The sequence below is a fragment of the Roseomonas sp. GC11 genome, from assembly GCF_024437745.1.
In the GTDB taxonomy this organism is placed as follows: Bacteria; Pseudomonadota; Alphaproteobacteria; order Acetobacterales; family Acetobacteraceae; genus Pseudoroseomonas.
Genome location: NZ_JANFNY010000014.1, coordinates 1 through 19,177, shown reverse-complemented (window position 1 = coordinate 19,177; position 19,177 = coordinate 1). Strand labels below are relative to the sequence as shown.

Here is a 19,177-nt window from a genome sequence, read left to right as displayed (position 1 = left end):
CGAGATGAGTTGGCGGATCGGCGTCGATATCGGCGGCACCTTCATCGATTTCTGCGTGCTCGACGACGCGACGCAGCAGATGCACACGCTCAAGGTGCTGACCACGCCCGACGAGCCGGGGCGCGAGGTGATGGAGGGCGTGGCCCTGCTCCAGGCGCGCCACGGCATGGCGCCCGCGGCGGTGACGGCCTTCGTCCACGGCACCACGGTGGGCATCAACACCGTCATCCAGCGCAAGGGCGCGGCGCTGGCGCTGCTGACCAATGCCGGCTTCGAGGATGTGATCGAAATGGCCCGGCTGCGCATGCCGGAGATGTACAGCCTGTTCTGCGCCCGGCCCGAGCAGCTCATCCCGCGCGACCGCATCTTCGGCGTGGCCGGCCGCGTGCTGGCCGATGGGCGCGAGGCGGAGCCGCTGGACGCGGCGGCGGTGCGCGCCGCCGCCCGGCAGGCCCGCGCGCGCGGGGCGGAGGGCATCATCATCTCCTTCCTGCACAGCTACCGCAACGCGGCGCAGGAGGAGGCGGCGGAAGCCGTGATCCGCGCCGCCGAGCCGGGGCTCTTCGTCTTCCGCGCCTCCGGCATCTGGCCGGTGATCCGCGAGTATGAGCGCACGACGACGGCGATCCTGAACGGCTATGTCCACCCGCGCGTGGACCGCTACCTCGACAATCTGGGCCAGGTGCTGGCCGCCCAAGGCATCACCGCCGCGCCGATGATCACCAAGTCGAATGGCGGCGTCATGGGGCTGGCGGAGGGGCGGACCTCCTGTGTCGGCATGCTGCTCTCCGGCACGGCCTCGGGCGTGATGGGCGCGGCCTTCCTGGCGCGGCAGGCCGGGCTTGGCCAGGTGCTGACCCTCGACATCGGCGGCACCAGCGCCGATGTGGCGCTGATCATCGACGGCCAGCCGCAATTCGGCACGGGCGAGATGATCGGCGATTTCCCACTGCATGTGCCGAGCGTCTCCGTCACCTCGATCGGCGATGGCGGCGGCTCGATCGCCAGCGTGGACGGCTTCGGCATGCTGCGGGTGGGGCCGGAGAGCGCCGGCTCCACCCCCGGCCCCGCCTGCTATGGCCGGGGCGGCACGCGCGCGACCATCACCGATGCCATGGCCGTGCTCGGCTTCCTCGGCCACGCGCCGCTCGCCTACCGCTCCGTCACCATGGACCGGGCGAAGGCGGAGGCGGTGGTGGGCGCCCTGGCCCGGCGCCTCGGCCGCGGGCTGCAGGAGACGGCCGAGGCCATCATCCAGGTCTCCATCTCCTCCATGTTCGCCGAGGTGAACAAGCTGGTGGCGCGGCACGGCGTCGATGCGCGGGACTTCACCCTGCTGCCCTTCGGCGGGGCGGGGCCGATGATGGGCTGCCTGCTGGCGCGCGAGCTCGGCATGGCGCGGGTGATGATCCCGCGCCGGCCGGGCGTGGTCAGCGCCCTCGGCGGGCTGATCGCCGATGTGAAGAACGACTTCGTCCGCACCCTCTTCATCGACCTGGTGCCGGAGGCCATGCCGGCGCTGGCCGCGGCGCTGGCGGAGCTGCGCGCCCGCGCCACCCGCTGGCTGCGCGACGAGCAGGGCTTCACCGGCGAGGCGGCGGAGATCGTCTCGGCCGAGATGCGCTACCGCGGCCAGTCCTTCGAGATCGAGGTCCCGCTGGAGGCGGAGCGCGTGATGGCGGGCGACACCGCCGCGCTGCACGCCGCCTTCGACCGCCGCCACGCCGGGATCTACGACTTCGCCGACCCGGCGGCGCCGGTGCAGCTCGTCAATCTGCGCCTCGTCATCCTCGGCCGCACCCCGCCGCCCGTCTTCCCGGCGCAGGCGCGGGTGGCGGGCACGCCGGCGCCGCAGGGGGAGGTCACCGCCTTCCTCGACGGTGCGGCGCGCGCCATGCCGCTCTACTGGCGCGACGATCTCCGGCATGGCCACCGCTTCGCCGGCCCCGCCATCGTCGCGCAGGAGGACACCACCCTCTGCATCCCGCCCGGCTTCGACGCGGAGGTCGATGCCCATGGCCATCTCCACCTGACCGCCGCCTGAGGAGGCCCGCATCATGGACAAGGTCACGCTGCAGGTCTTCGCCAACCATGCCCGCGCGGCGGCGGAGAACATGGCCTACACCCTCTACCGCACGGCGCATTCGACCTTCGTGAAGGAGACGGAGGACTTCACCGTCCAGCTCGTCGGGCCGGATGGCGGCGTCTTCGCCGTGCCGATGGATTTCGGCGCCACCTGGTATCCCGGCATCTCCTACGGCCAGGCCATCGGGCTGATCGGGGACTACGCGCCGGGCGATATCGGCTTCACCAACGATCCCTATAGCGGCTACCTCGCCACCCATGCGCCGGATGTGCACATGTGGAAGCCGATCTTCCACGAGGGCCGGCTGATCTGCTTCGCCTGCGGCCATATCCACAACACCGACATGGGCGGCGCCGTGCCCGCCTCGCTCTCCCGCACGCTGACGGAAATCCACCAGGAGGGCATCCGCTTCCCGCCGATGAAGCTGATGCGCGAAGGCGTGCTGGATGAGGACCTGCTGCGCGTCATGCTGATGAATGTGCGCAAGCCGGAGCAGAATCTGGGCGACCTCAAGGCCTTCATCGGCGCGCTCAACACGGGCGAGCGCAAGGTGCGCGCGATGATCGCCAAATTCGGCGCCGAGGGCTTCCTGGCCGGCATCCAGGGCGTGCAGGACCATGCCGAGCAGCAGGCGCGCGAGATCCTGCGCTCCATCCCCGATGGCCGCTATGTCTTCTCCGACTATGCGGACGAGGATTCGGCCGGCGGCCAGCCCTGCCGCCTGGCCCTGGCCCTGACCATCGCGGGCGACCGCGCGGTGCTGGACTTCACCGGCTCCGACCCGCAGCTGACCTCCTCGCTCAACGTCCCGACGGGGGGCAACCCCCACCACACGCTGCTGCTGGTGGGCGTCTACTACGTGCTCTACACGCTCAATCCGCGCATCATGCTCAATATCGGGCTGACGCGGCCCTTCACCTGCATCGCGCCCGAGGGCACGGTGGTGAACCCCGTCTTCCCCGCCGCGGTGGGCATGCGCAGCCTGACCTGCGCGCGGCTGCGCAGCCTGATCTTCGGCGCCTTCAGCCTCGCCATGCCGGAGCGCATGCCGGCCGCCCCCGCCGGCACCAGCTCGATCATGAACATCATGACGACGGACAACCGCACGCGGCGCAGCGTGCTGGCCGCCATCAACCCCGTGGTCGGCGGCGGCGGCGGCATGCCGCACCGCGACGGCACCAATGGCTCGGGCGCCGATGGCGCCTATCTGAAGAACACGCCGATCGAGATCACCGAGACGGAAGTGCCCATCCAGATGCTGCGCTACGGGCTGCTGCCGGATTCCGGCGGCGCGGGGCGGATGCGCGGCGGCCTCGCCACGGTGATGGAGTTCAAGGTCTTCGCGCCCAATTCCCGCGTCACCGCGCGCAACCGCGACCGCTGCCGCTTCCGCCCCTGGGGCACGCTGGGCGGGCAGCCGGGCCAGCCCTCGGACTTCATCCTCAACCCCGGCACGGCGCGGGCGGTGGTGCTGGGCAATGCCGACCTCGTCACCATGAACCCGGGCGATGTGCTGCATATCCACTCCCCCGGCGGCGGCGGGCGCGGCAGCCCGCTGGAGCGCGACCCGGCGCTGGTCGCGCGCGACGTGACGCGGGGCTATGTCTCGCCGGCCAGCGCGCGGGCGGATTACGGCGTGGTGCTGCGGGAGGGCGCGGCGGGGTCCTGGCAGGTGGACGAGGCCGCCACCGCCGCCGAGCGCGCCGCCCGCCCGGCCGCCGCGCACCCGGCCCATTTCGCCCTCGGCCCCGAGCGGGACGCCTTCGAGCAGGTGTGGGACAGCGCCGCCTATGACGCGCTGACGGCCATCCTGGCGGCGCTGCCGGTGCACTGGCGCTTCTTCGTCAAGCACCGGCTCTTCGCCATGCGGCAGGAAGCGCCGGGGCTGGGCGTGGCCGAGGCCTATGCCGCGCTGGTGGCGGAAACGCCGGGCCTCGCGGCCTGAGCCTTCTTGAGAGGGGCTTCGCCCCTCTCAAACTCTCCCGACCAAAGGCCTGAGGCCTTTGGAAACCCATCAGGGGACGCCCCCTGAAGGCGGGTGCAGGGAACCCTGTCCCCTGCCCAAGGGAAAGAAAGGGGGGTGTTTGAGGGAGCAAAGCCCCCTCAAGGCTCACATGCCGAGGGCGCGGCGGTAGAGGTCGAGCAGGGTCTCCTGCTCCTCCACCTCGGCCGGCTCCTGCTTGCGCAGGCGGATGATCTGCTTGATCACCTTCACCTCGAAGCCGGCGGACTTGGCCTCGGCGAAGATGTCCTTGATATCGTCGGCCAGGGCCTTGCGCTCTTCCTCCAGCCGCTCCACGCGCTCGATGATGGAGCGCAGCCGGTCCGCGGCGATGCCGCCGACATCGGCATCGGGATCGGCTTCCTGGCGCTCGCGGCTGGCCTTGGCCTCGTGCGCGTCGAAATCGCTCATCATGGTCTCCAGACAGCGGACAGGGCCGGCACCGCGGCGCGGCACCGGAAGCGCGCGGGTATAGCCGCGCCGCCGGGGGCGGGCAAATCCTGCCTGCGCCGCGCCCCAGCCTCTCGCCCCGGCCTCAGGAATGCGGCTGGCTGGCGGCGAATTTCGCCTTCTGCTCGGCGGTGGCCTCCTTCTGGTGCTGCGCCTGCCACGCCTTGTAGGGCATGCCATAGATGATCTCGCGCGCCTCAGGGTCCGGCAGGGCGATGCCGCGCGCCTCGGCCGCCTCGCGGTACCAGCGGCTGAGGCAGTTGCGGCAGAAGCCGGCCAGGTTCATCAGGTCGATATTCTGCACATCCGACCGCTCCCGCAGGTGCTCGACGAGGCGGCGGAAGGCGGCGGCCTCCAGCTCGGTGCGGGTGGCGGGGTCGATCTCGGTGGTCATGGGGTGTGGCCCTCCTTGCTCCCCTTCACATTGGGGTGGGGGGTGGGGTCCTGCCAAGCACCCCCCGCCTCTCCCCCTGCCATCGGGGCGAGGCACCCCCATATGCCGCCATGACCCGCCGGCGGCACCCCCGCCGGCCCCGCCCTTCCCCACCCGCGTGGGAGTTCATCATGATCCGCTATTCCGTCCTCGACCTCGCCCCGATCAAGCAGGGGGAGGAGGCCGCCGACGCCTTCCACCATGCCCGCGACCTCGCCCGCCATGCCGAGGCGCTGGGCTATCACCGCTTCTGGCTGGCCGAGCACCACAACATGCCCGGCATCGCCAGCGCCGCCACCGCCGTGGTGATCGGCCATGTCGCCGCCGGCACCCACCGCATCCGCGTGGGCGCGGGGGGCATCATGCTGCCCAACCACGCGCCGCTGATGGTGGCGGAGCAGTTCGGCACGCTGAACGCGCTCTTCCCCGGCCGCATCGACCTCGCCCTGGGCCGCGCGCCGGGCACCGACATGCGCACCGCCCGCGCCCTGCGTCGCAACCTCGCCGGCGATGCCGACAGCTTCCCGCAGGATGTGGTGGAGCTTCAGCACTGGTTCGCCCCGGCGCAGGAGGGGCAGCCGGTGCGCGCCGTGCCCGGGGCGGGGATGGACATCCCGCTCTGGCTGCTCGGCTCCAGCCTCTATTCGGCGCAGTTGGCGGCGGCGCTCGGGCTGCCCTTCGCCTTCGCCTCGCATTTCGCGCCGCAGATGATGATGCAGGCGCTGGAGATCTACCGCGAGGGCTTCCGCCCCTCCGCCACGCTGGAAAAGCCCTATGCCATGGCGGCCATGAACCTCTTCGCCGCCGCGACGGATGCGGAAGGGGAGCGGCTTTTCACCTCCCTCCAGCAGCAGTTCCTGAACCTGCGGCGCGGCACGCCGGGCAAGCTGCCGCCGCCGGCCGAAGATGGGGCGGCGCTGCGGCGGGAGGCCGAGGCGGCGGGGGTGGGGCATTCCCTCGCCTGCTCCGCCGTGGGCGGGCCGGAGACGGTGCGGCGGCAGATCCGCGATTTCGTGGCGCGCACCGGGGTGGATGAGCTGATGCTCACCGGCTCCATTTTCGACCACGCGGCGCGGCTGCGCTCCTTCACCATCGGGGCGGACATCTGCCGGGAGATGGTGGAGGAATTTGCTCCAGCATAAAACCCAGGAAGATGCGGGGGAATGAATTCCCTTTTCTTTCAGGCTGCCGCCGTCTCCCGGCCCAGCGGGACGCTGTACTGACAGAAAAAGATGATGGGGGTCTGGGGGAAGAATTCATTCTTCCCCCGGTTTTCCCTCACGCATTCCCTGACAGAAAATCCATCGCCGCCTGCACCCCGCCCGCCTGATGCGGCACGCCGGCCAGGCGCAGGCCCATCTCCACGCCGGAGAGGGTGCCCATCAGCGCCAGATCGCTAAAGTCGCCCAGATGGCCGATGCGGAAGACGCGGTCGTTCAGCCGGCCCAGGCCATTGCCCAGGCTCATGTTGAAGCGCTCCAGGATGGTGGCGCGCAGGGCATTGGCGGAATGGCCCTCCGGCAGGCGCACCGCCGTCAGGGCGGAGGAGAAATGCCGCGGCTCGGCGCATTGCACCTCCAGCCCCCAGGCGCGCACGGCGCGGCGGGTGGCCTCGGCGTGGCGGTCGTGGCGGGCGAAGACATTCTCCAGCCCCTCGGCCAGCAGCAGGTCCAGCGCCGTGTCCAGCGCGTAGAGCATGTTGGTGGCCGGCGTATAGGGGAAGTAGCCCGTGGCATTGGCGGCGATCATCGGCCGCCAGTCCCAGAAGCTGCGCGGCAGCCGCGCCGTCTCCGCCGCCTTCAGCGCCCTGGGGCCGACGGCATTGAAGGAAAGGCCCGGCGGCAGCATCAGCCCCTTCTGGCTGCCGGCAATGGTGACATCCACCCCCCATTCATCGTGCCGGTAATCGATGCTGCCGAGGGAGGAGATGGTATCCACCAGCAGCAGCGCCGGGTGGCCCGCCGCGTCCATCGCCGCGCGCACCTCGTCGATGCGGCTGGTGCAGCCGGTGCTGGTCTCGTTATGGACGACGCAGACGGCCTTGATGGCATGGCCGGCATCGGCGCGCAGCCGGGCCTCGATGGCCGGCACATCGGCGGCGCGGCGCCAGTCGGTGGCGATGAATTCCGGCTTCAGCCCCAGGCGCTCGGCCATCTCGCGCCAGAGGAAGGCGAATTGCCCCGTCTCGCACATCAGCACGGCATCGCCGGGGGAGAGGGTGTTGACCAGCGCGGCCTCCCAGGCGCCGGTGCCGGAGGCGGGGTAGATGACCACCGGCTGGGTGGTCTTGAACACCGCCTTGACCTTCTCCAGCACGCGCTGGCCGAGCAGGCCGAAATCCGGCCCGCGATGGTCCATGGTCGGGTTGTCGAGGGCGCGCAGCACCTTGTCCGGCACGTTGGTCGGCCCCGGAATCTGCAGGAAGTGGCGGCCCGCCACCGGCTTCGACTGAAAATAGGCCATGGTCTTGTCCCTCCCCTGGTTCACGGTGGTCTTACGGCGTCTGCCATGAGGGCCGCCAATGAGTTCGGCTTGTCGGATTGATGAGCATTATAGATCGGACAGGCGGCGGCGGCGGCGCTAGGCTCCGGGCCAGGGAAGGCAAACTGCCAGGACAGGTCCATGAACGCCATTCATCACGCCCGCCACCGCCCCGGGGACAGCGCCCTGGCCGCGCGGCTGAAGCGCGAGACCGCGGGCGAGGTGAAATTCACCCCCGCCGATCGCGGCCGCTACGCCACGGATGCCAGCATCTACCAGGTGGAGCCGGTAGGCGTGCTGGTGCCGAGGAGCCTGGCGGATGTGGAGGCGGCGCTGGCGATCTGCCGCGAGGCCGGGGTGCCCCTGCTGCCGCGCGGCGGCGGCACCAGCCAGTGCGGCCAGACGGTGAACCGCGCCCTGGTGCTGGACTGCACCAAATATCTGCGCCGCGTGCTGGCGGTGGACGAGGCGGCGGGCACCGCCTGGGTGGAGCCCGGCATCACCCTGGGCGCCCTGAATGACAGCCTGAAGAGCCGAAAAAAATTCTTCCCCGTGGACCCCTCGACCTGGGCGCGCTGCACCATCGGCGGCATGGCGGGGAACAATTCCTGCGGCAGCAAGTCCATCCGCTACGGGCTGATGGCGGATAATGTCCTGGCCATCGACGCCCTGCTGCCCGATGGCCAGCGCCACGTCTTCGGCGCGCTGCCGCCGCCCGGCGAGGATGCGCCGGCCGGCATCGCCGCGCTGCTGGACGGGCTGGCGGCGCTGGGATCGCGGGAGGCGACGGAGATCGCCGCGCGCTTCCCGCGCCAGCTGCGCCGCGTCGGCGGCTACAATATCGAGGCGCTGACGCCCGAGGCGCGCGCCGCCGGCCGTGGCAACCTCGCCCGGCTGCTGGTGGGCAGCGAGGGCACGCTGGCCTTTTCCGCCGCGCTGCAATTGAAGCTCTGGCCGGTGAAGCCGCGCAAGGTGCTGGGCATCTGCCAGTTCCCCACCTTCCGCGCCGCCATGGCCGCCAGCCAGCACCTCGTCACGCTCAACCCGGAGGCGGTGGAGCTGGTGGACCGGACGATGATCGACCTCGGCCGCTCCATCCCGCTCTACCGCGCCACCATCGACCAGATGCTGATCGGCGAGCCGGACTCCCTCCTCATCGTCGAGTTCCATGGCGAGGAGGATGCCGCCCTGCTGCGCGACCTCGCGCGGCTGGAGGCGATGATGGGCGATCTCGGCTATCCGGGCGCCGTGGTGCGCGCCACCGAGGCCGGCTTCCAGGCCGCCATCGCCGAGGTGCGCGAGGCCGGGCTGAACATCATGATGTCGATGAAGGGGGACGGGAAGCCCGTCTCCTTCATCGAGGACACGGCCGTGGACCTCGCCGACCTCGCCGACTACACGGAGCGGCTGAACGAGGTCTTCGAGCGGCATGGCACCAAGGGCACCTGGTATGCCCATGCCAGCGTCGGCTGCCTGCATGTCCGCCCGGTGCTGAACATGAAGGATGGCGCGGATGTCGCCCGGATGCGGGCGATCGCCGAGGAATGCTTCGCCCTGGTGCGGGCCTACAAGGGCAGCCATTCGGGCGAGCATGGCGATGGCATCGTCCGCTCCGAATTCCACGAGGCGATGTTCGGCCCGCGCATCGTCCGCGCCTTCGAGGCGGTGAAGGATGCCTTCGACCCGGCGGGGCTGATGAATCCCGGCCGCGTCGTCCGCCCGCCGCGCATGGATGACCGCAGCCTCTTCCGCTACCCGCCCGATTACCGCGCCGATCCGGCGGTGAAGCCGGTGCTGGACTGGTCCGCCTGGCCGGGGCCGCAGGGCGGCTTCCTGGGCGCGGTGGAGATGTGCAACAACAACGGCACCTGCCGCAAATTCGACGCCAATGTCATGTGCCCCTCCTACCGCGTCACGCGGGATGAGCAGCACCTGACGCGCGGCCGCGCCAATACGCTGCGGCTGGCGCTGACGGGGCAGCTCGGCCCCGATGCCCTGGCGGGCGATGCGGTGGCGGAGGCGCTTTCCCTCTGTGTCTCCTGCAAGGGCTGCAAGCGCGAATGCCCGACCGGCGTGGACATGGCCAAGATGAAGATCGAGGCGCAGCACGCACGCGCCCGCCGGCACGGCATCGCGCTGAAGGACCGGCTGGTGGCGGAGCTGCCGCGCTGGGCGCCCTGGGCGAGCCGCGCGCCCTGGCTGGTGGCGCTGCGCGACCGCATCCCCGCCCTGGCGCGGCTGTCGGAGCGCTGGCTGGGGCTGGCCGCCGGGCGCAGCCTGCCGGAATTCAGCTCCGCCCCCTTCCGCGATGAGGAGGCCGAGATGGCCAGCGGGGCGGGAAGCGAGGGCCGCGAGGTGCTGCTCTTCGCCGATACCTTCAACCGCCACATGGAGCCGGAGATCCTGCGTGATGCCGTCACCGTGCTGGGGCGGGCGGGGTATCGGGTGCGGCCGGCGCGGGCGGCCACCGGGCGGCCGCTCTGCTGCGGGCGGAGCTATCTGGCGGCGGGCATGGTGGAGCGCGCGCGGGAGGAGGCGCGCCGCACCCTGGAGGCCCTGGCCGGCAGCGATGCGCCGGTGATCGGGCTGGAACCCTCCTGCCTCACCACGCTGCGCGACGAATTTCTGTCTGTTCTGCCGGGGGAGGAGAGCCGGCGGCTGGCGGGGCGAGCCTTCCTGCTCAGCGAATTCCTGGCGAAGGAGAAGCCAGACCTGCCGCTCGGGCCGGTCGGCGCGGCCCGGGCGCATCTGCACGGCCATTGCCACCAGAAGGCCTTTGGCGCCTTCCCCGCCGCCGTGCAGGTGCTGAAAAAAATCCCGGGGCTGGAGGTGGCGCCCATCGCCTCCTCCTGCTGCGGCATGGCCGGCAGCTTCGGCTACGAGGCGAAGAACCTGGAGACGAGCAAGGCCATGGCCGAGCTTTCCCTGCTGCCCGCCGTGCGGGCGGCGGCGGCGGAGGATGCCATCGTGGCGGATGGCACCTCCTGCCGCCACCAGATCCGCGACCTCGCCGGGCGGCGGGCGGTGCATTCGGTGCAATTGCTGGCCCAGGCCCTGCGCGATGCCTGAGCGCCATGGCTGAGCGCCAGGGGCGGCGGGTTGCAGGCCCGCTGCCTTCACAAAAACGTCACGCCGCCGCACCCCCTGCGCGCGGCGGGGCGCCGGGGGCCGCCCGGAATGCCAGCCTCAACCCCGAACCCCGGCAGGCCGGGCGGCCCTTTCCTTTTCAGAAACAACGCGATGCAGGATACGCCTCACCGCCCCCGGGAAGCGGGGGACAGGCTGTTGCCGTTGCGCCACAGCGGCACTTCATTGTCACAACAAACCGAAACTTGCGCGTGAAACCCTGGTTCTCCCCGTGCCCGTCCAATGGGTTACCAGGGAAAACACACCATGACTCTTCGCCGCCTGCTGCTCGCCACCCCGCTCCTGCTCACCCCCGGCCTCGCCATGGCCCAGGACAGCACCACCCCCTGGTATTCGCCGATGGGCTGGCTGCCGACTTCCGCGGCGCAGCCGGTCTCGGGCATCTATCTCGGCGCGGGCGCGGGCTGGAACCACTCGGATGCGCGCGGGGTGACCGCCCTGGGCGGCAATGCCGCCGCCCTGGACCGCAGCAACCGCAACCGGCAGGGCAATCTCGGCTTCGAGGAAGGCTTCTCGGGCGTGCTCTCGGTCGGCTACGGCTTCGGCAACGGCCTGCGCACCGAGGTGGAGGGCAACTACCGCTACAACAACGTCGATCGCCTGGGCGGCTTCCAGAGCCGTGGCGGCGGCCCCGGCGTCGGCATGCGCGGCATCGATGGCGAGCAGCAGCAGTATGGCGTGATGGTCAACGCCCTCTATGACTTCCAGCTGCCGCGCTGGTTCCCCAACATGCCGGTGCCCGTGGTGCCCTATGTCGGCGGCGGCGTGGGCTGGATCTGGACGGATCTGGATGCCAGGGGCACCAGCAGCAACGGCACCACCGTGCGCATCGACGACACCAACGGCCAGTTCGCCTATCAGGGCATCGCCGGCATGGCCTTCCCCATCACCTCGGTGCCCGGCCTCTCCCTCACCGTCGAGTATCGCTATACCGGCGCGCTGGAAGGCCACTACAAGGGCCGGGTGACCGGGGCGAGCGGCGCCACCCTCACCACCGGGAAGTATGAGGCGGACCAGCTGCACAACCACTCGGCGCTGCTCGGCCTGCGCTACGCCTTCAACACGCCGGTGCCGCCGGCGCCCATCCCGGTGGCCGCGCCGGCGCCCGCCGCCGCCCCCGCCCCGGCCCGCACCTACCTGGTGTTCTTCGACTTCGACCGCGCCGACCTGACGGACCGCGCCCGCCAGATCATCAGCGAGGCGGCGCAGAATGCCGGGCGCGTGCAGACCACGCGCATCGAGGTGGCGGGCCATGCCGACCGCTCCGGCTCGCCGCAGTACAATCAGCGCCTGTCGCAGCGCCGCGCCGATGCGGTGGCGGCGGAGCTGGTGCGCCAGGGCGTGGCGCGCTCGGCCATCACCGTGCAGGCCTTCGGCGAGAGCCGCCCGCTGGTCGCCACCGCCGATGGCGTGCGCGAGCCGCAGAACCGCCGCGTGGAAATCGTCCTGCGCTGACGGATGGGTTTCCAAAGGCCCCAGGCCTTTGGTGGCTGCAAGGCACTGCCTTGCAGGTGTGAGAGGGGCAAAGCCCCTCTCAAGAGCAGGCGATCGGTTTTCAAACGATCTCTGAGCAGGTTCTTTCCCGCCCGACCGGAAGGGGGCGCCGCGCGGCGCCCCCTTTGCCGTGCGTGGCGGCGCGCGCCATGCTGCGGGGCCCCTTGGAGAACCCGGCCTTGCCCGCCGCCGCCCCGCGCCGCCGCCCGCCCCTGACGGCCCTGCTGGCCTTGCTGCTGCCGCTCGCCGCCTGCCAGGGGGAGCCGGGGGCGGCGCGGGCCATCATGGACTCGCCCCGCGCCACGCCGAGCCTGCGCCCCACCACCGCCGGCCCGGTGCGCGGCATGGCGGCGCCGGAGGGGCAGGCCTATCTCGGCATCCCCTTCGCCGCGCCGGCCGGCGGCGCCCGGCGCTGGGCGCCGCCCGAGCCACCCGCCCCCTGGGACACGCCGCGCGACGCCACCCGCCTCGGCCCCGGCTGCATCGAGAATCTCAGCCCCGGCTTCCAGCGGGGCGAACCCTCCTCCTGGCTGCTGCGCGGGGAGGAGGATTGCCTCAACCTCAATGTCTACGCCCCCGCCGAAGCCCGGCCGGGGGAGCGGCGGCCGGTGATGGTGTGGCTCTATGGCGGCGCCCTGCTGCTCGGCAGCAACCGGCAGTATGACCCGGGCGGCCTGGCCCAGGCGCGCGGGGTGGTGGTGGTGGCGCCGAATTACCGGCTGGGCGCGCTGGGCTTCCTGGCCCATCCCGCGCTGCGCGCCAGCGGCGGCACGGCCAATGCCGGGCTGCTGGACCAGCAGGCGGCGCTGCGCTGGGTGCGCGACAATATCGCGGCCTTCGGCGGCGATCCCGGCAATGTCACGCTGTTCGGTGAATCCGCCGGGGCCTGGAGCACCTGCCTGCAACTGGTCTCGCCCGGTGCCGCCGGGCTGTTCCACCGCGCCATCCTGCAAAGCGGCCCCTGTGGCATGGCGGTCTCCACCGCGCCGCTGGCGGCGGCGGAGGCCTCGGCCCAGGCCATCGCCAGCCGGCTGGGCTGCCCGGAGGGCGCGGCGGCGGCGGTGGCGGCCTGCCTGCGCGCCCTGCCGCCGCGGGCGGTGGCGGGGGCGGTCTCGGCCACGCGCGGGCTGCTCGGCCCCGCGAGCTGGATCCCGGTGCATGGCGATGCCACCCTGCCCCAGCCCCCGGCCGAAGCCTTCGCCCAGGGCCATTTCCACCGCGTGCCCGTGCTGCTCGGCTTCAACCAGGATGAGGGGCGGCTGTTCAGCGCCCTCTACCAGCTGACCGGCGCGCTGTTCACCGAGGACAGCCTGGCCCGCGCCACCCGCGCCCTGCTGGCCGATGCGGCGCCGGCCGCGCTGGCCGCCTACCCTCCGGCCGTGGGGGAGACGGAGGCCACGCGCTTCGCCCGCATCGTCACCGATGGCGCCTTCGCCTGCCCCACCGCCGCGCTGGCCCGCCACCTCTCGGCCCATGTGCCCGTCTGGGCCTATCTCTTCGACGACCCGGAGGCGCCCTCGGTGTTGCGGGCGCTTCCCCTGCTCCCCGATCCTGGCGCCTATCACGCGGGCGAGATCGCCTATGTCTTCGGCACCAGCTGGACCCTGGCCGATGCGGCGCGCTTCACCCCCGCGCAGCGGGCGCTCTCGGCCCGGATGCAGGGGGCCTGGGGCGACTTCGCCGCGGGCCGCCCCCTGCCCTGGCCGCGCTTCACCACGGCTGCCCCGCACCTGATCCGCCTGCGCCCCGGAGGGGACGTGACGGAGGCTTTCCTGCAGGCGGCGCATCGCTGCGCCCTGTGGGACAAGATATTTTTCTGATTCTTTCAGGAAAAAGTTTTTTGGTTCTTTTTTTCAAAAAAGAACATTTCTCTAAGATTTATTTCCTTTCCCACGGCCTCTCCGGTGGATCCCCCATGGGCGGCGCACCGGGCGCATCCGGCGGTTCCTCCAGGGGCGGCTCCGGCAGGCCGGGCTCCGGCGGCAGTGGCGGCAGCGGCGGCGGGGGTTCCGGCCGGGCCGGCTCCCCGGATGGCAGAGCCCAAGGTCTCCACGGATTCGCGGCTTCCAGAGGCGGGGTGATGGCAGCAACGCGCATGGCGTCCTCCTTTCCGATGCCTCTTTAAGGAAGTGTTCTGTCACCCGGTTGCCACATAGGGGACAGAAAGTTCGCCGCCCGCAACCACAGGCAAATTTTCCTGTGGAAATTTTATTGCAGCGCAAAATAACCTGCCTGACGTCTGCGGAGGAAACCCAACAAGCGTTGAATGCCCCTGGAGGTCGCATGATGCGTCGCCGCCACTTTCTCCGCCAAGCTTCTGCCGGCCTGCTCGCCGCCCCGGCCCTGCTGCTGCCCCACCGCGCCCGCGCCAATGAGCCGGTGGATGTGGAGCTGGTGCTGGCCGTCGATGTCAGCCGCTCCGTCGACCCGGACGAGCAGGAACTGCAATTCCGCGGCTATGCCAACGCCTTCCGTGACAGGCGGCTGATCGATGGCATCAGCCGCGGCGCGGTGGGCTCCATCGCCGTCACCTTCTTCACCTGGTCCGACTGGAATGTGCAGGAACTGCTCATCCCCTGGACCCGCGTGGGCGACACCCGCAGCGCCCATGCCTTCGCCGAGGCCCTGGACGCCGCCCCCCGCCGCACCTTCCTCTACACCTCCATCTCCGGCGCCATCGACTACGCCGCCACCCTCTTCGGCCAGGGCTATGAAGGGACGCGGCAGGTCGTCGATATCTCGGGCGACGGGGTGAACAATTCCGGCCGCCCCCTCTCCGATGCCCGCGCCGAGGCGCTGGCCAAGGGCATCGTCCTGAACGGCCTCGCCGTGCTCGACAGCAACCCGCCCCCGGCGCAATTCGCCTCGCTCAACCCGCCGCTCGATGAATACTACCGGGATCAGGTGATCGGCGGGCCGGGCGCCTTCCTGATGGTCGCCGAGGGGTTCGAGGCCTTTGAAAGCGCCGTCCGCCGCAAGATCATCCGCGAGATCGCCAGCAACCCGCCGCCGGGGCCGCTGGTGGAGCGCGCCTTCGCCTGACAGCGGCGGAGAGGGCGGGAAAGATTTCGGGGAAGAATCTTCTTTTTCTGAAGAAAAAGAAGCAAAAAGACTTTTCGAGACTGCGTCCCGCCTCATGCCAGGGGTGGGACGCCGCTTGAGGGTAAAGCCTTGTTATCCGTGCACGGCGGCCACGCCCCGCCCCCCCTGGCGCGGCCCCGGAAGGGGGCGCATGGTCGGGCTTTCCGACCTGCACGAAGAAGAAAACGCCCCGGATGCATCAGGACACCGATGGCCTGCCGCGGCCACAACGCCGCTGGGCCGTTCTGGCCCTCGCCGTCTCCATCGCCATGGCGGTGATGGATTCCTCCATCGCCAATGTCGCCCTTCCGGCCATCGCGGCCGATCTGAAGGTCTCGCCCTCCCAGGCGATCATGGTGGTCAATGCCTACCAGATCGCCATCGTCGTCTCGCTCCTGCCCCTCGCCTCGCTCGGGGAAAAGCTGGGGCTGGAGCGCGTCTACCAGGGCGGGCTCATCATCTTCACCCTCGCCTCCTTCGTCTGCGCCCTCTCCGACTCCCTCACCGGGCTGGTGGTGGCGCGCGTGGTGCAGGGCTTCGGCGCCGCCGGGCTGATGAGCGTCAACACCGCCCTGGTGCGCTACATCTACCCGCAGCGCCTGCTGGGCCAGGGGGTGGGCGTCAATGCCCTGGTGGTCGCCATCTCCTCCGTGCTGGGGCCGAGCGTCGCCGCCGCCATCCTGGGCGCCGCCCACTGGCCGTGGATCTTCGCCGTCAACATCCCGCTCGGCATCCTGGCGCTCGGGCTGGCGCTGCGCTTCCTGCCCGCCACGCCGCGCGCCGGGCGGCGCTTCGATGCCGCCTCCGCCCTGCTCAGCGCCGCCACCTTCGGCCTCGTCATGACGGCGCTGGAGCAGTTCTCGCACGGCGCGCCGGCCTGGGTGGTGGCGGGGCTGCTGCTGCCCGGTATCCTCGCCGGCATCGCCCTGGTGCGGCGGCAGAGCGGCCGCGCCGCCCCGCTGCTGCCGGTGGACCTGCTGCGCATCCCCGTCTTCAGCCTCTCCGTCGCCACCTCCATCTGCTCCTTCGCGGCGCAGATGCTGGCCTTCGTCGCCCTGCCCTTCTACCTCCAGCACCAGCTCGGCCGCAGCCAGGTGGAGACGGGGCTGCTGATGACGCCCTGGCCGCTGGTGCTGATCGTCGTCTCGCCGCTGGCCGGCCGCGCCTCGGACCGGCTGCCGGCCGGGCTGCTGGGCGGCATCGGGCTGGTGGTCATGGCGCTCGGCCTCGGCTCCTTCACCCTGCTGCCGGAGGCGCCCTCGGCCCTCGATATCGGCTGGCGCACCGCCCTCTGCGGCATGGGCTTCGGCCTGTTCCAGAGCCCCAACAACCGCGCCATCCTCTCCTCCGCCCCGCGCGAGCGCAGCGGCGGCGCCAGCGGCATGCTCTCCACCGCCCGGCTGCTCGGCCAGACCACCGGCGCGGCGCTGGGCGCGCTGACGCTGCGGCTGGCCGGGGAGCAGGGGGCGCAGGTGGCCCTCGGCGTCGCCGGCGCCATCGCCCTGGGCGCGGCGATGGTCAGCTTCTCCCGCCTCTCCACCGGCCGCCCGAAGGATGGCCACGCTTCCGCCTGAAACATCCGGGCACAATCCGCCCGCCTGCGATACAGCCTCTTCCGATACACCCGCCCAGACGCCTGACGCCTGACGCCTGACGCCTGACGCCCGAAAGACTCCGCCTGATGTCCACCCGCCCGACCCGTCCCTCCCCCGAGGCCCTCGCCGAGGAAATCCTGCGCCAGACCGCCGCGCGCGGCCCGGCCTCCGCCAATCCCGGCTCCATCTGCCCGAGCGAGGTCGCCCGCGCCCTGGCGCCGGAAGAGCACTGGCGCAGCCTGATGACCGCCGTGCGCCAGGCGGCGCTGAAGCTCCAGGCGGAGGGGCGGGTGGAAATCCTGCGCAAGGGCAAGCCTGTCCCGGCCGAGGAGGTGCGCGGCGTGATCCGCCTGCGCGCGCCCGCCCCTGCCGCCTGAGCCGGGCCTCGCCCCGGGCCGCGGCAGCGTCCGGGGCCACACCCAGGGCCACAGCGTCCAGGGCCAGCCCACCCAGGGCCAACCCACCCAGGGCCGGCCCGGCCATGGCAAGGCAGGGGCCACGCCGCCGCCCGGCTGAGCGCCGGCCCCCTCCCGCCGGCACTCCGCACCGCCTCCGGCACGGCTTCACGAACACAGCCCCAAGAACGGACTGACAGAATGCGCAGTCTCACCCCCTTCCTGAGGGATGTCTGGGCCCTGGCCCGCCCCTACTGGAACAGCGAGGAACGCTGGCGCGCGCGCGGGCTGCTCGCCATCGTCATCCTCCTCAACCTCTCCCTGGTGGGCATGGGCGTGCTGCTCACCTACTGGCAGCGCGCCTTCTACAACGCGCTGGAGGAAAAGGACTTCCCGGCCTTCACCGGCCTCATCCTCTGGGGCCATACCGGGGAAGAGGGCTACATGCCCGGCTTCACCCTGGTCGCCGCGCTCTACATCCTGGTCGCCGTCTATGCCCGCTACCTGAAGCAGGCCCTGCAGATCCGCTGGCGCCGCTGGCTCACCGAGCGTTACCTGGGCGGCTGGCTGGAGGGGCGCGCCTATTACCGCATCGCCCTGGCCGAAAGCGGCAGCGGCAGCGGCACCGACAACCCGGACCAGCGCATCGCCGACGATATGCGCCTCTTCGTCGATGACACGCTGAGCCTCGGCCTCGGGCTGATGAACGCGGTGGTCACCCTGGCCTCCTTCATCCTCGTGCTCTGGGGGCTGTCGGGGCCGATGACGGTGCTCGGCATTTCCATCCCCGGCTACATGGTCTGGGTGGCGCTGGTCTATGCGGCGCTGGGCAGCTGGCTGACCCACCGCATCGGCCGCCCGCTGATCCGCCTGAACTTCCTGCAACAGCGCGTCGAGGCGGATTTCCGCTACGCCCTCGTCCGCTTCCGCGAGAACATGGAGGGCGTCGCCCTCCAGGGCGGCGAGGCACAGGAACAGCGCGGCCTGCTCACCCGCTTCGGCGCGGTGATCGAGAACTGGTGGGGCCTGATGCGCGTCACCAAGCGCCTCACCTTCTTCACCGCCGGCTATGACCAGGTGGCGGTCATCTTCCCCATCATCGTCGCGGCGCCGGCCTATTTCAGCGGGCGCATGCCCCTGGGCGGGCTGATGCAGACCTCCTCCGCCTTCGGCGAGGTGCAGGGGGCCATGTCCTGGTTCGTCAGCAACTACGCCTCCCTGGCCGACTGGCGCGCGACGGTGGAGCGCCTCACCGGCTTCCAGGCGGCGCTCCAGGCGGCACAGGCCAGCGCCGGCGAGGGCCTCTCCCGCCACCCCGCGCGCGATGGCGCCTGGCAGGCGGAGGGGCTGCGCATCGCCCTGCCCGATGGCCGCACCCTGGCCGAGGACACCGCCCTGGCCCTGCGCCCCGGCGAGGCCGTGCTGATCACCGGCGCCTCGGGCGGCGGCAAGTCCACCCTGTTCCGCGCCCTCTCGGGCATCTGGCCCTTCGCGCGCGGGCAACTGGCCGTGCCGCCGGGCGAGGTGCTGTTCCTGCCGCAGCGCTCCTACCTGCCGCTCGGCACGCTGCGCGCGGCACTCTGCTACCCCCACGCCCCGGCGGAATTCACCGAAGCGCAGATGGCCACGGCGCTGGAACAGGCGGGGCTCGGCGCCCTGCTGCCGCGGCTCGACGAGATGGAAAGCTGGGACCGCCGCCTCTCCGGCGGCGAGCAGCAGCGCCTGGCCATCGCCCGCGCCCTGCTGCTGAAGCCGCGCTGGCTCTTCCTCGACGAGGCGACCGCGAGCCTCGATCCGGAAGCCGAGGAAAACCTCTACGCCACGCTGCGGCGGGAATTGCCGGAAAGCGGGATTCTCTCGATTGCCCACCGGCCGGCGGTCGCCCGGCACCATGACCGGGTGCTGCGGCTGGAAGGGAAAGTGTTGAAGGAAGTTTAGGGGGGGGGGGGGGGGGGGGGGGGGGGGGGGGGGGGGGGGGGGGGGGGGGGGGGGGGGGGGGGGGGGGGGGGGGGG

General features: G+C 71.3%; 13 protein-coding genes. 10 read left to right on the top strand and 3 right to left on the bottom strand.

The genetic code is table 11. The annotated features are described in order from the left end of the window. The first annotated feature begins 4 nt into the window (after positions 1-4). Entirely contained in the window at positions 5-2,044 is a 2,040-nt protein-coding gene (locus tag NON00_RS06270) for a hydantoinase/oxoprolinase family protein (RefSeq protein ID WP_256018631.1), read from the top strand. Positions 2,045-2,057: 13 nt separating this feature from the next. Further along, positions 2,058-4,031 (top strand): hydantoinase B/oxoprolinase family protein, encoded by a 1,974-nt coding sequence (locus NON00_RS06265; protein WP_256018629.1) that lies wholly within the window; start codon positions 2,058-2,060, stop codon positions 4,029-4,031. A gap of 165 nt (positions 4,032-4,196) precedes the next feature. Here NON00_RS06265 and NON00_RS06260 read toward each other — a convergent pair whose 3' ends face one another. Together NON00_RS06260 and NON00_RS06255 are read right to left on the bottom strand one after the other, a co-directional pair. Then, the gene (locus tag NON00_RS06260) at positions 4,197-4,499 is read right to left on the bottom strand and encodes a DUF2312 domain-containing protein (RefSeq protein WP_256018627.1); all 303 of its coding nucleotides are present in this window, start codon (positions 4,497-4,499) and stop codon (positions 4,197-4,199) included. A gap of 124 nt (positions 4,500-4,623) precedes the next feature. After that, the gene (locus NON00_RS06255; RefSeq protein ID WP_256018624.1) at positions 4,624-4,932 is read right to left on the bottom strand and encodes a DUF1244 domain-containing protein; all 309 of its coding nucleotides are present in this window, start codon (positions 4,930-4,932) and stop codon (positions 4,624-4,626) included. Positions 4,933-5,102: 170 nt separating this feature from the next. Between NON00_RS06255 and NON00_RS06250 the strand changes: the two genes are divergently transcribed. Beyond that, positions 5,103-6,113 carry an LLM class flavin-dependent oxidoreductase gene (locus tag NON00_RS06250; RefSeq protein ID WP_256018621.1) on the top strand — a complete coding sequence of 337 codons (1,011 nt, stop codon included), beginning with the start codon at positions 5,103-5,105 and terminating at the stop codon, positions 6,111-6,113. A gap of 136 nt (positions 6,114-6,249) precedes the next feature. Here NON00_RS06250 and NON00_RS06245 read toward each other — a convergent pair whose 3' ends face one another. Further along, positions 6,250-7,434, bottom strand: a complete 1,185-nt coding sequence (locus tag NON00_RS06245) for an alanine--glyoxylate aminotransferase family protein (protein WP_256018618.1) — start codon at positions 7,432-7,434, stop codon at positions 6,250-6,252. A 159-nt stretch (positions 7,435-7,593) separates the two neighbouring features. On the opposite strand from NON00_RS06245, the gene NON00_RS06240 reads away from it, so the two are divergent. The 7 genes from NON00_RS06240 (at position 7,594) to NON00_RS06210 (ending at position 19,102) form a co-directional block, all read left to right on the top strand. Next, the gene (locus tag NON00_RS06240) at positions 7,594-10,521 is read left to right on the top strand and encodes an FAD-binding and (Fe-S)-binding domain-containing protein (protein WP_256018615.1); all 2,928 of its coding nucleotides are present in this window, start codon (positions 7,594-7,596) and stop codon (positions 10,519-10,521) included. 324 nt (positions 10,522-10,845) lie between these two features. Next, entirely contained in the window at positions 10,846-12,054 is a 1,209-nt protein-coding gene (locus NON00_RS06235; protein ID WP_256018613.1) for an OmpA family protein, read from the top strand. Between the two features lie 218 nt (positions 12,055-12,272). Continuing rightward, complete coding sequence (locus tag NON00_RS06230) at positions 12,273-13,913, top strand: carboxylesterase/lipase family protein (RefSeq protein ID WP_256018610.1); 1,641 nt, start codon at positions 12,273-12,275, stop codon at positions 13,911-13,913. 463 nt (positions 13,914-14,376) lie between these two features. Beyond that, positions 14,377-15,135, top strand: a complete 759-nt coding sequence (locus NON00_RS06225) for a DUF1194 domain-containing protein (RefSeq protein WP_256018607.1) — start codon at positions 14,377-14,379, stop codon at positions 15,133-15,135. Between the two features lie 233 nt (positions 15,136-15,368). Further along, the gene (locus tag NON00_RS06220; protein ID WP_256018604.1) at positions 15,369-16,748 is read left to right on the top strand and encodes an MFS transporter; all 1,380 of its coding nucleotides are present in this window, start codon (positions 15,369-15,371) and stop codon (positions 16,746-16,748) included. 107 nt (positions 16,749-16,855) lie between these two features. Then, positions 16,856-17,146 (top strand): DUF3253 domain-containing protein, encoded by a 291-nt coding sequence (locus NON00_RS06215; RefSeq protein WP_256018602.1) that lies wholly within the window; start codon positions 16,856-16,858, stop codon positions 17,144-17,146. Between the two features lie 219 nt (positions 17,147-17,365). Further along, positions 17,366-19,102, top strand: a complete 1,737-nt coding sequence (locus NON00_RS06210) for an ABC transporter ATP-binding protein/permease (protein ID WP_256018600.1) — start codon at positions 17,366-17,368, stop codon at positions 19,100-19,102. Positions 19,103-19,177 lie beyond the last annotated feature (75 nt).

Bases quoted from the DNA above. Each gene is read 5' to 3' on its own strand.
- NON00_RS06270 (WP_256018631.1), top strand. From the start codon at position 5: ATGAGTTGGCGGATCGGCGTCGATATCGGCGGCACCTTCATCGATTTC.
- NON00_RS06265 (WP_256018629.1), top strand. From the start codon at position 2,058: ATGGACAAGGTCACGCTGCAGGTCTTCGCCAACCATGCCCGCGCGGCG.
- NON00_RS06260 (WP_256018627.1), bottom strand. From the start codon at position 4,499: ATGAGCGATTTCGACGCGCACGAGGCCAAGGCCAGCCGCGAGCGCCAG.
- NON00_RS06255 (WP_256018624.1), bottom strand. From the start codon at position 4,932: ATGACCACCGAGATCGACCCCGCCACCCGCACCGAGCTGGAGGCCGCC.
- NON00_RS06250 (WP_256018621.1), top strand. From the start codon at position 5,103: ATGATCCGCTATTCCGTCCTCGACCTCGCCCCGATCAAGCAGGGGGAG.
- NON00_RS06245 (WP_256018618.1), bottom strand. From the start codon at position 7,434: ATGGCCTATTTTCAGTCGAAGCCGGTGGCGGGCCGCCACTTCCTGCAG.
- NON00_RS06240 (WP_256018615.1), top strand. From the start codon at position 7,594: ATGAACGCCATTCATCACGCCCGCCACCGCCCCGGGGACAGCGCCCTG.
- NON00_RS06235 (WP_256018613.1), top strand. From the start codon at position 10,846: ATGACTCTTCGCCGCCTGCTGCTCGCCACCCCGCTCCTGCTCACCCCC.
- NON00_RS06225 (WP_256018607.1), top strand. From the start codon at position 14,377: ATGATGCGTCGCCGCCACTTTCTCCGCCAAGCTTCTGCCGGCCTGCTC.
- NON00_RS06220 (WP_256018604.1), top strand. From the start codon at position 15,369: ATGCATCAGGACACCGATGGCCTGCCGCGGCCACAACGCCGCTGGGCC.
- NON00_RS06215 (WP_256018602.1), top strand. From the start codon at position 16,856: ATGTCCACCCGCCCGACCCGTCCCTCCCCCGAGGCCCTCGCCGAGGAA.
- NON00_RS06210 (WP_256018600.1), top strand. From the start codon at position 17,366: ATGCGCAGTCTCACCCCCTTCCTGAGGGATGTCTGGGCCCTGGCCCGC.